9 protein-coding genes are annotated in these 11,401 nt (G+C 42.2%); 6 read left to right on the forward strand and 3 right to left on the reverse strand.

Annotated features, from left to right (window positions below):
- Positions 1–2: 2 nt before the first annotated feature.
- Both V7K42_RS02980 and V7K42_RS02985 read left to right on the forward strand, forming a co-directional pair.
- On the forward strand, positions 3–218 hold the full coding sequence (locus tag V7K42_RS02980; RefSeq protein WP_334844021.1) for a DUF2839 domain-containing protein: 216 nt from the start codon (positions 3–5) through the stop codon (positions 216–218).
- 186 nt (positions 219–404) lie between these two features.
- Positions 405–2,474, forward strand: a complete 2,070-nt coding sequence (locus V7K42_RS02985; protein WP_334913396.1) for a prolyl oligopeptidase family serine peptidase — start codon at positions 405–407, stop codon at positions 2,472–2,474.
- A 151-nt stretch (positions 2,475–2,625) separates the two neighbouring features.
- Here the strand turns inward: V7K42_RS02985 and V7K42_RS02990 are convergent, their stop codons facing one another.
- Positions 2,626–3,108, reverse strand: a complete 483-nt coding sequence (locus V7K42_RS02990; protein ID WP_334913398.1) for a hypothetical protein — start codon at positions 3,106–3,108, stop codon at positions 2,626–2,628.
- 508 nt (positions 3,109–3,616) lie between these two features.
- Between V7K42_RS02990 and V7K42_RS02995 the strand changes: the two genes are divergently transcribed.
- Positions 3,617–6,397, forward strand: coding sequence for a M16 family metallopeptidase (locus V7K42_RS02995; protein WP_334913412.1), 2,781 nt, complete (start codon positions 3,617–3,619; stop codon positions 6,395–6,397).
- Positions 6,398–6,500: 103 nt separating this feature from the next.
- On the opposite strand, the gene V7K42_RS03000 is transcribed toward V7K42_RS02995, so the two are convergent.
- The gene (locus V7K42_RS03000) at positions 6,501–7,118 is read right to left on the reverse strand and encodes a DUF4231 domain-containing protein (protein WP_334913400.1); all 618 of its coding nucleotides are present in this window, start codon (positions 7,116–7,118) and stop codon (positions 6,501–6,503) included.
- Positions 7,119–7,127: 9 nt separating this feature from the next.
- The gene (locus V7K42_RS03005) at positions 7,128–7,874 is read right to left on the reverse strand and encodes a hypothetical protein (protein ID WP_334913402.1); all 747 of its coding nucleotides are present in this window, start codon (positions 7,872–7,874) and stop codon (positions 7,128–7,130) included.
- A gap of 334 nt (positions 7,875–8,208) precedes the next feature.
- Here V7K42_RS03005 and glyA point away from each other — a divergent pair, with 334 nt between their 5' ends.
- From glyA to V7K42_RS03020, 3 genes are all read left to right on the forward strand, one after another.
- The gene (gene glyA / locus V7K42_RS03010; protein WP_334913404.1) at positions 8,209–9,492 is read left to right on the forward strand and encodes a serine hydroxymethyltransferase; all 1,284 of its coding nucleotides are present in this window, start codon (positions 8,209–8,211) and stop codon (positions 9,490–9,492) included.
- Between the two features lie 186 nt (positions 9,493–9,678).
- Positions 9,679–10,929, forward strand: coding sequence for a competence/damage-inducible protein A (locus V7K42_RS03015; RefSeq protein ID WP_334913406.1), 1,251 nt, complete (start codon positions 9,679–9,681; stop codon positions 10,927–10,929).
- Positions 10,930–10,978: 49 nt separating this feature from the next.
- Positions 10,979–11,239 (forward strand): ribbon-helix-helix domain-containing protein, encoded by a 261-nt coding sequence (locus V7K42_RS03020; RefSeq protein WP_334913408.1) that lies wholly within the window; start codon positions 10,979–10,981, stop codon positions 11,237–11,239.
- Positions 11,240–11,401 lie beyond the last annotated feature (162 nt).

Raw genomic sequence — 11,401 nt, forward strand, 5'->3', positions numbered from 1 at the left:
TTATGGGTGAAGCAAAGCGTCGCAAAACCACACAAGGGGAAACATACGGTCAAGAGACTCGAATCTTGCCTTGGCTTCCCATCACAAAAATTCAAGGCGAACAATTTGTCAGTTGGACAACTCGTGGTGCTTGGATAGGCATTATCCTTATGGTTGTAGGATGGGCAACTATCCGTTTTATCGGCCCAGCCTTCGGTTGGTGGCAAGTAGTCTACTAAAGCCTGCTGTTAATCTAAAAGACTTTGAATCTTACTCCCTTTGCCTTGTAGGGCTACGGTGTAAACACAAGTCTACACGGTAGCCTTGTAGGCAAGGGCTGTGGGTTAGGTCTTCAGCAGCTACAATTTTCCCGCAGATTTGGTCAGCTTTTGTAGTATGTAAAGAAGCACTTTCGACATGAGATTATGCCCTCCTCCAAAAAACTCTTTACCTATCCATCCAGCCACAAAAGCAATCAAGTCGATAACTACCACGGTACTTCAGTCGCAGATCCTTATCGTTGGTTAGAAGATCCTGATTCTGAAGAAACAAGGACTTGGATTGAGGCACAAAATCAAATTACCTTTGGCTACTTGAGCGAAATTCCTGCCAGGGAAAAAATTAAACAGCGCCTTACCAAACTTTGGGATTATGAAAAATATGGTATCCCTTTTCAAGAAGGCGAACGTTACTTTTATTTCAAAAATAACGGGCTGCAAAACCAAAGTGTCCTCTACACTCTGAAAACTCTCGAAGGCGAACCCAAAGTTTTACTTAACCCTAATAAACTCTCAGAAGATGGCACTGTAGCTCTTTCAGGATTATCTATTAGCGAGGATGGTAAACTTTTAGCTTATGGTCTATCCACCTCTGGTTCTGATTGGCAAGAGTGGAAAGTACGGGATGTTGAAACTGGTGAAGACTTACAAGACCATCTAAAGTGGATTAAATTTTCTGGTACATCGTGGACACACGACCATCAAGGTTTTTTCTACAGTCGCTACGATGAACCGAATGAGAAAACTCAATTAGAAGATGTTAACTATTATCAAAAGCTCTACTATCATCAATTAGGAACATCTCAGTCAGAAGATGTACTAATTTATCATCGTCCTGACCAAAAAGAATGGGGTTTTGGTGGTGGTGTTTCTGAAAATGGCCACTATCTAATAATTTCTATTTGGCTGGGTACTGACTCTAAAAATTTAGTTTTCTTCAAAGATTTAACTAACCCTAATGCTGAAGTCGTAGAATTAATTAATCAGTTTGAGGCAGATTATAGCTTTATTGACAATTATGATAGCGTCTTTTATTTCCGCACGGATTTAAATGCATCACGGGGACGAGTTATTGCCATTGACACTAAAAATCCTGCACCAGAAAATTGGCAAGAAATCATTCCCCAATCAGCAGAAACTTTAGAAAGTGTAGGCATACTTAATAATCAATTTGTTGCTGATTATCTCAAAGATGCTCATAGCCAAATTAAAATATTTGACCTCAAAGGCGGGTTTATTCGTGAGGTAGAATTACCTGGTCTCGGTTCAGCCGGAGGTTTTGGTGGAAAACGTCATGATACCGAAACTTTTTATAGTTACGCCAGCTTCACTACACCAGGAACTATCTATCGCTACGATATGATAACTGGTAAAAGTACTGTTTTTCGCCAGCCACAGGTAGATTTTAATCCAGATAATTACGAAACAAAACAAGTTTTTTATCAAAGCAAAGATGGTACTAGAGTACCAATGTTTATTACCCACAAAAAGGGTATTAAATTAGATGGAAATAACCCCACTTATCTCTATGCTTATGGTGGTTTTAATGCCTCAATGACACCTGGCTTTTCGGTGAGTCTGTTGGTGTGGATGGAAATGGGTGGTATCTACGCTATGCCCAATATCCGAGGTGGTGGAGAATACGGCGAAGAATGGCATCAAGGAGGAATGAAGGATAAAAAACAGAATGTCTTTGATGACTTTATTGGTGCTGCGGAGTGGTTGATTGCGAATAAGTATACTAAGACTGAGAAGCTAGCGATCGCAGGTGGTAGTAACGGTGGCTTATTAGTTGGTGCTTGCATAACGCAACGCCCCGATTTATTTGGTGCAGCAATACCCGCCGTCGGCGTAATGGATATGTTGCGGTTCCACAAATTTACCATCGGTTGGGCTTGGACTTCTGAATATGGTTCAGCAGATAATTCAGAAGAGTTTCCAGCGCTGTACGCTTATTCGCCATTACACAACATAAAAGCAGACACAGCTTACCCAGCAACCCTAATTACCACAGCCGATCATGACGATCGCGTTGTCCCTGCTCATAGTTTCAAATTTGCTGCTGCTTTGCAAGAAGCTCACGCAGGTGATACGCCAACGCTAATTAGAATTGAGACGAAAGCCGGGCATGGTGCGGGTAAACCCACAGCTAAAATTATCGAAGAAGCCGCAGATAAGTGGGCTTTTTTGGTGCGTGCTTTGAATGTAGAAGTTTAAGGGTTGATTTATTTGTAGAGTACGTTAATGCAGTGTAACGCACTAGATTATTTCCGTAAGCAAAACCCTTGTTTTCAAGTAGGGGCAATTTATAAATTGCCCCAAAGCGCGTAAGTTTTGGATAATTCCTATTTCTTTATTCCTGTTGTGCTTAAAACGCAACAGCTTGGGCTGTCCCCTTGAGATGAATTATTGTATAAATTTGTTTCTGCCCTTGGTTGAATTGAGGAATCGTAGAAAACCGATTTAATGTTGTGATTCCGTCAGTTACAATTTTTACTTCGTTGTCATATCCCAGGTTTATATGGGGTATAAGCAAGCTAAATGTCGTAGAGCCAGTATCTACAGTCTTTTTAATAGTCACAGTCACTAGCGTACCAATTTCCGTCTCGACAGTACGGATCTCATCTCCCTGAAAGTTTAATGTTTGTTTCCGATCTTGATAGCTGAAAAGGGGCTTACCAGTAATGCTTGATGTTGAGTAATTAATACTGACTTTATCGCCTTTGGAATTATACCCTATTAAATTATACAAATCCGGTGTTTTTTCTTCTAAGGCATGAGATTTTAATACAGGTATTGCTACTAAAGCTATACCTAATGCGAATGATGCAATTAAGTTTCTTGTTTGCATATCTCAAAAAGTTATTACTAGTTTGATGGAGAAGCCTACCCTAATGGAATGACAATTAGAAATCAAACCAATCGTAGAGGTAGATATTCCAAAACACTTGTCAAATGGAACACATTGCAATGGTTATTAATATAGTTACAATAGTTCGTAACAGTGCGTAAAGTTACATTTATATTGAAAATATTAAATAAGTGGTAATGAGCAGAGCTAAGACATTTTTATACCATGGTTAGAGCTATTGCTCGTAAGTGGATTGCAAATAAGTAAACTTGAAAACCGACTATTACGGCATGAGAAAAATAAAGCTACCATTAAAAATGGTAAAAAAGGCGAGAATTTAAGTCTTTTGACTTCCACAAGGTATTACTAAGGTTTTGTTTTGTCAAAACAGAATTCAGGAGTCAAAATGAATTCTGTATGGCTAGCGGATAGCACTGGGGTAGCGAGTCCCCTACTAATTGATTCTGGATTCTTCTTCAAAATTAGAAATTTGCATTTGGCATTGCTTATGAAGCTCCGCTCATATATATTTATAGGTTTTTTTCTCAGTCTGCTCCTAAGTCTTGTGCCTTTTTCGGGCAATTTCACCAATGCTGCAACACCGACAGCGCTCGCACCTGTATCTGCTGTCTCATTCACCCAAGGGGTACAAAAAACGGTATTGGACAATGGCTTAACGGTGCTAACTAAGGAAGTCCATACCGCTCCAGTGGTCAGCGTGCAAGTTTGGTATAAAGTTGGTTCGCGTAACGAGGTTAAGGGAGAAAATGGCCTTTCTCACCAGCTAGAACATCTGATGTTCAAGGGGACAACTGCCCGTCCAGTGCAGTTTGGCAGGTTGTTTAGTGCCTTGGGTAGCCAGTTTAATGCCTTTACTAGTTATGACGAAACAGCTTACTTTGGCACAGTGCAACGAGACAGACTCGAAGCATTGTTGACACTCGAAGCCGATCGCATGGAAAACTCCTTAGTTGGCCCTGAGCAACTAAAGAGTGAAAAGCGGGTAGTAATTTCTGAGTTACAGGGGTACGAAAATTCACCAGGCTACCGTCTGGATCGGGCAGTGATGCGAGATGCTTTTCCTACCAGAGCTTATGGCTTATCTGTGGGAGGCACAAAAGCTGATGTAGAAAAATTCACGGTGGAACAGGTGCGGAATTATTACCAAACCTACTACAGCCCAGACAATGCCACATTGGTGATTACAGGGGATTTCGCCACAGAACCTGTACTCAAAGTTGTTAAAGAAACTTATGGGAAGTTGACAAAACGAGGAAACGAGGAAAAGAGAACACGGGAAAATGTCGCCCCGTCTTCTCCAGTTGCCTCTACTACTAAAAAAGCACCGATTGTTTTGAAGCAACCTGGAAGCGCGGCACTACTACAAGCTGTGTATCCTTTACCAGATATCAAGCATCCTGATGTGCCGGCAATTGATGTGATGGATGCCATTCTCACAGGTGGACGTAGCTCTAGACTTTATCAGGCTTTGGTAGAGTCTGGACTCGCTAGTTCAGTGAGTGGCGGTGCTGCCGAACTTATTGAACCAGGTTGGTATGACATTAGTGCTACGGCGGCTCCGGGTCAAGAGTTAGGGAAAATTGCCCAGGTGCTTCAAGAATCTTTAGGAAAGTTGCAACAGCAGCCAGTCACTACAGAAGAATTGAACCGGGCGAAGACGCAACTGCAAGCCTCGTATATCTTGGGTAATCAAGATATCACTAGTCAAGCTACCCAACTGGGGTATAACCAAACGATCGCAGGTGATTATCGTTTTATTGAAAAGTATCTCGCTGCGATCGCTAAAGTCACCCCAGCCCAAGTACAGAAAGTTGCCAAAACTTATCTAAATCCGGCTAAACAAACTATCGGTTTCTTTGAGCCAACTCAACCAGATGGCAAACCAGGGACTTCTACTGGTGGTTCTGGGCGCACGGTAGAAAATTTCAGCCCCGGTAAACCTGTAGATCCGGCAGAACTGGCTAAATATCTTCCACCTGCCACATCAACTACAGATTCGGCCAAACAATCACTACCAGAAGAGTTTACCTTAAATAATGGTTTGCGAGTTCTGCTGTTAGGCGATCGCAGCCTCCCCACCATTAACTTGAGTGGACAAATTAACGCTGGTACTGAATTTGACGGCAATCAAAAAGCTGGATTAGCGAATCTGACTGCGGCCAACTTAATGAATGGGACAAAGACTAAAAATGCTCTTACCCTAGCAAAAACCTTAGAAGACCGGGGAGCCGGTTTGAACTTCAGTACCAGCCGCGAGGGAGTTAGCGTTAGCGGTGAGGGACTTTCTGCGAACCTGTCGATATTGATTCAAACTCTGGCAGATGTGTTACAAAATGCCACTTTCCCTGGCGAACAGTTAGAACTGAGTCGCCAACGGGCACTGACAAGTCTCAAAGTCCAGCTAGATGACCCTAGAGGACTGGGAAGACAAGTATTCCAGCAAGCAATTTACCCTGAAAATCATCCATTCCATAGTTTTCCTACCTTCGATACCTTAAAGAGCATTACTCGTGATGATTTGCTCGGCTTCTACCAGACACACTACCGACCAGATGGCACGACGATCGCAATAGTTGGAGACTTCGATTCAGTTAAGGTAAAAACTTTGCTGAATCAGGCATTTGACAAATGGCAAGTCACAGGTAAGCCACCTGTACTAAAAATACCATCTGTGCCATTCCCACAAACTTCGACACGTTTAAACAAAGTAATTCCTGGTAAAGCAGAGGCAGTTACCTATATCGGCTACAACGGCATTTCTCGGAAAGACTCGCGTTATTATGCAGCAGTAATACTGAATCAGATTTTGGGTGGTGATACCTTATCGAGCCGTTTGGGTACAGAAGTGCGCGATCGCCTCGGTCTAACCTACGGTATCTATAGTGCTTTTGCTGCCGGAATCAATCCCGGCCCGTTCTTGATTCAGATGCAGACTGCTCCTCTTGATACCCAAAAAGCGATCGCCAGTACTCTCGGTTTACTTAAACAGTTGCGCGAGCAAGGAGTAACTGAAGCTGAATTGAATACGGCAAAACGCTCAATTACTAATAGCTACCCTGTGGATTTAGCTAATCCCAGCGATGTATCAAGCATCATTTTAGATAATTCTGTCTTGGGACTTTCGCGATCGGAAATTCGAGACTTTCCCCAGCAGATTCAAGCAGTCACTATGGCTCAGATCCAAAAGGTAATTGAGGATTTAATTAAGCCAGAAAATCTAGTAATTGTCACCGCCGGGCCTGGAGATGCCGCGCCCAAGGGTGGTTAATTACCTCAGCTAATTTTTAGATTTTGGATTTGGGATTTTTCCTTCAATCCAAAATCTAAAATTAAAAGTTTAATGATTTTTGCTATATCTTGCTTTCCCAATTTTATTTTTCTTCTTTCTTTTCTTCCATATTAGTTATCTTTGTATTTTGCATTAAGATATAATTTTCCTGACCCTGTTGTTCTTCTTTCTTTTCTTGTACAACCTGAGTGGCATATATTTCCACATCTCTTTGAATAATATCTTCTACATAACCTGCAAAAACATTAAACGCCTGTTCGTGAGTTGTATAATTTCGATAAGGGCCTGTTAACTGCGAGAATTGCCACCCTTGGGTTTTCAAAGATTCAACTGTCCGGCGATAGTGTCGCCAACGTTCTCCATAATGAAAAAACTCTTCAATGGCAGCACTAATAGCAACTACTTGACTCAAACCAAAAGTTGACCAGATAATGACATTCTTGACTCTATCGTTAACTTGTTGAGTAGTGTTAATGTTTAGACTGACTAATGCTGGGAGAATTACACCACCAACAATAGTTGTTATCCGCAATAAATAATGGCGATCGCGCGATAAAATTGCCTTGCCTTCCATCCAGAGTACTTGGTCTAACCAGCGCGATCGCAAAAAATGTCTTTGCCCATTGCCTAAGTTCATACCTTCAAATAACTTATTAAAATCTGCCTTTAAAAATTCTTGATAACTATCTTTTTTTGCCATTATTTACTCCTAATTAGAAAGCAAATCTTTAATTATTTTGCCTAGATTTTCAACTCCCTTCTCTATATCGATTAAGTTGACGTATTGTAATATACCAGATTTAGCTAACTTTTTGGCTCGTTCATCAGTAGCCTCTCCACGCAAGGCATCTGCAAGTATATCTGCGGTTCTACCACTACCAGCGATCGCAACAACTAACCTTCCAGTATTAATGCTAGAAAACGCATCCTCAAAGGTAATCTCACCACCATTTAAAAGTATAGTCAGTGAAGGTGCGTTATTAGCTAGCACAGTTGCAATGTGAGATATCCAAGGAGACTCGTCGCCCCAATTATCGCCAGGAACCAGCACAAAATGAGTATGGTTTGGCTCTAATAATGTCAAATCAGTAGCAGGTTCTTTTTGATTAGGTAAAGCTACTTTGTTTTCGGGTGCTACACCAATCAAAGCAAACTTACCACCTATCTGGGTACGAGCCTCACCCATTAGTTGCATGACTCCCACATTTGTACCTCCATCTACAACATAAGCCCCCAAATTTTCGGCGATAGGGGCTAAAACTTCCGTAAATAATCGTTGAATGCGGAGAAAGTCGGCTTCACTGATGTTACTTGCACCTCCCACCACTACTAAAACAGAATGCGAACCACCAAGTCCTATTTGCTTAAGTGCATCTGGTAATTCAGCTTGTCGATCGGCTCGAATAGCTAATGCTGTTTGTCCACTTTCAAAGGTAAGTTCCAAACAATTTTTCATTTGTCAAAAATCCTGACTGGTTAAGTTTTCCAGGGTAGAACTTCGCAGTCATCTTCCGCAAGGGTTGTATTACTGACAGTTAATTGCCGAAGTCGGTCGATGGAGGAGCGATGTCTCTGACGGGCTACGCCTACGCAAGCAGTTTTATTTAGCGCAGCTTTAAAAAGCAAGGTTATTATAATTAATGCATTAATCAAGCTTGCGCCTAATAATAAATAAGTTGGCACAAAAAAACCTTTAGAATACGGAGACGATTAATCGCCTCTGTAGAGCTGTTAGGTGCTACGCCTAAACAAAATCAGCCGTTGTACAAATTTCCATAAGGATAATTGAAGTGACTAAGACTAACTCAGACTTTCTTTCCTCCAGCGATCCAGCGATCGCGGAGTTAATCAACGACGAACTACAGCGTCAGCGAGATCACCTGGAGTTGATTGCTAGCGAAAACTTTACCTCTGCTGCGGTACTGGCGGCTCAAGGTTCAGTACTGACAAATAAATATGCCGAGGGTTTACCTGGTAAACGCTATTATGGCGGTTGTGAGTTTATCGACAAAATCGAGCAAATAGCGATTGACCGTGCTAAACAGATATTTGGTGCTGCTCATGCCAATGTGCAACCCCATTCTGGCGCACAAGCGAATTTTGCCGTGTTCCTGTCGCTGCTGCAACCAGGGGACAAAATTATGGGGATGGATTTGTCTCATGGGGGACATCTCACCCACGGTTCACCTGTAAATTTCTCAGGTAAGTGGTTTCAAGTTAGCCACTACGGTGTCAGTCAACAAACAGAACAACTTGACTACGATCAAATTCGGGAGCTGGCGCTGAGGGAGCGTCCTAAGCTCTTAATTTGTGGTTATTCAGCTTATCCTCGTGTCATTGACTTTGAAAAGTTCCGTAGTATTGCTGATGAAATCGGTGCTTACTTACTTGCCGATATTGCCCATATCGCTGGTTTAGTTGCTAGTGGTCTTCATCCCGATCCCATTCCTCATTGTCATGTAGTCACAACAACTACCCATAAGACTCTCCGCGGCCCTAGAGGTGGCTTAATCTTGACCAGCGACGCAGAACTAGGTAAAAAGCTAGATAAATCAGTTTTTCCTGGCAGTCAGGGCGGGCCATTGGAACACGTCATTGCTGGTAAAGCAGTGGCTTTTGGAGAAGCCCTAAAGCCTGAGTTTAAAACCTATTCTGCCCAAGTGATTGAAAATGCTCGTGCTTTGGCAGAACAACTACAAAATCGGGGTATAAAATTAGTGTCAAATGGCACTGATAACCATTTAATCCTCGTGGATTTACGTTCTGTCAATCTGACTGGTAAGCAAGCGGATCGGTTAGTCAGTACTGTGAATATTACTGCTAACAAAAATACTATTCCCTTCGATCCGCAATCACCATTTGTTACCAGTGGTTTGAGGTTAGGTTCGCCCGCAATGACCACGCGGGGCTTGGGAGTGGCAGAATTTACCGAGATTGCAAATATTATTAGCGATCGCTTGCTTTCTCCAGATTCCGAAGTAGTAACCCAAGATTGTCGGCAAAGGGTAGCAGCATTGTGCGATCGCTTCCCCTTATATCCTCACCTGGAAATTCCTGTACCAGCACTAGCCTGACATGATAGTTAGGAGTTAATGATGAGTTAGGAGTGATGAGTTTTAAATTTTTAATTCCTAACTTCTACTAGCCTTAGCCTGAGATGATAATTAGGAGTTAAGAGTGATGAGTTTTAAGTTTTGAATTCCTAACTTATAACTCCCAACTTCTAACTCCTAACTCCTAACTTTTAATTATTCCTTCCAATGAGTGCAGAAATTATTTGTGTTGGTACTGAACTGCTGTTAGGAGATATCCTCAACGGCAATGCTCAATTTTTGGCGCAACAATTAGCGCAGCTAGGTATTCCCCACTACTATCAAACAGTGGTTGGAGATAATCCAGAACGGTTGAAGCAAGTTATAGAAATTGCTATTTCCAGAGCGCAAATTCTCATTTTCACTGGTGGACTCGGCCCGACACCAGATGACCTCACCTGCGAAACCATCGCTGATTTTTTTAAAGTCCCCCTGGTAGAACGCTCTGACATCATCGAAGACATAACCCAGAAATTTACCCAACGTGGTCGGGTTATGTCACCCAGTAACCGCAAACAGGCTTTGATTCCCCAAGGTGCAGAAATTCTCCCCAACCCCACTGGAACAGCACCTGGTATTATTTGGCAACCCCGTCCTGAAATCACGATTTTTACCTTTCCTGGTGTTCCCAGTGAAATGTACCCGATGTGGGAAGAAACAGCCATCCCATTTCTCAAAAATCAAGGTTGGGGTAAAGACATTATTTACAGCCGGAGTTTAAAGTTTTGGGGTATTGGTGAATCTGCTTTGGCGGAAAAAGTTGCTTCCTATTTGAAGTTACCAAATCCCACAGTAGCCCCTTATGCAGGTAAGGGGGAAGTAAGATTGCGAGTTTCTGCTAAAGCAACTTCAGAAGCAGCCGCAGAAGAACTAATTGCGCCCATAGAGAAACAACTTAAAGAAATTGCCGGACTAGATTTTTACGGCGTTAATAATGATACTCCTGCTTCTGTTGTCGGTCAGTTGTTGCAGGCATCAAAAGAAACGCTTTCAGTAGCAGAATCTTGCACCGGTGGCGGTTTAGGGCAAATGTTGACTGAGATTTCTGGGAGTTCTGATTACTTTTGGGGTGGAGTAATTTCTTATGATAATTCGGTGAAGGTTGGACTGCTGGGGGTTAACCAGGAAGATTTAGATAAATTTGGGGCGGTAAGTGCTACCGTCGCAGAGCAAATGGCAATTGGGGTAAAAACCCGCCTTGCAACAACTTGGGGATTGAGTATCACTGGTATTGCTGGCCCAACTGGCGGAACAGATACCAAGCCGGTGGGTTTAGTTTATGTTGGTTTAGCTGGGCCAAAGAATGAAGTGACAAGTTTTGAGTATCAGTTTGGTACAGTGCGAGGTCGGGCTTTAATTCGTCATGTGAGTGCGAATGCAGCGTTGGATAATCTGCGCCGGAAGTTGTTGACGAGGTAGCAGATATATTAGTCTTGTCATATCATTGTATGACAAGACTAACATATCTATGCGAATCAATGCTCGATTAGATGACGAGTATGCTGACAAACTGGCCTATATTCAACAGCAAACTAATCAAGCAGTAACAGATGTGATTAAGTCTGCCTTGGAATTGTACTATGAACAAATTCAGCAGCAGCAAAAGAATCCTTTCTCAATGCTCACTGAAACAGGCTTTATTGGTTGTGGTGAGGCAGATCCGAACTTGTCTGTAAATTACAAATCAATTTTGAAAGATGGCTTAAAAGCTAAGTATGATTATCGTTGATACTGGCTTTTGGTTAGGATTGGCAAATCGCCATGACTCGTACCACACTCAAGCAATACAGCACTTACGGCTATTATGAGGTACAGTAGCAGCAACTAGCAAACCAGTTTCTTAAATGTTGAGGATTTATTAAATCGAGTGCAACTGAGATTAGTTTGTCAA

It is taken from the genome of Nostoc sp. (assembly GCF_036917455.1).
GTDB lineage: Bacteria > Cyanobacteriota > Cyanobacteriia > Cyanobacteriales > Nostocaceae > Nostoc.

Coding starts and splice junctions, on each gene's coding strand:
- V7K42_RS02980 (WP_334844021.1), top strand. CDS start 3: ATGGGTGAAGCAAAGCGTCGCAAAACCACACAAGGGGAAACATACGGT.
- V7K42_RS03000 (WP_334913400.1), bottom strand. CDS start 7,118: ATGGCAAAAAAAGATAGTTATCAAGAATTTTTAAAGGCAGATTTTAAT.
- V7K42_RS02985 (WP_334913396.1), top strand. CDS start 405: ATGCCCTCCTCCAAAAAACTCTTTACCTATCCATCCAGCCACAAAAGC.
- V7K42_RS03020 (WP_334913408.1), top strand. CDS start 10,979: ATGCGAATCAATGCTCGATTAGATGACGAGTATGCTGACAAACTGGCC.
- V7K42_RS03015 (WP_334913406.1), top strand. CDS start 9,679: ATGAGTGCAGAAATTATTTGTGTTGGTACTGAACTGCTGTTAGGAGAT.
- V7K42_RS03005 (WP_334913402.1), bottom strand. CDS start 7,874: ATGAAAAATTGTTTGGAACTTACCTTTGAAAGTGGACAAACAGCATTA.
- V7K42_RS02995 (WP_334913412.1), top strand. CDS start 3,617: ATGAAGCTCCGCTCATATATATTTATAGGTTTTTTTCTCAGTCTGCTC.
- V7K42_RS02990 (WP_334913398.1), bottom strand. CDS start 3,108: ATGCAAACAAGAAACTTAATTGCATCATTCGCATTAGGTATAGCTTTA.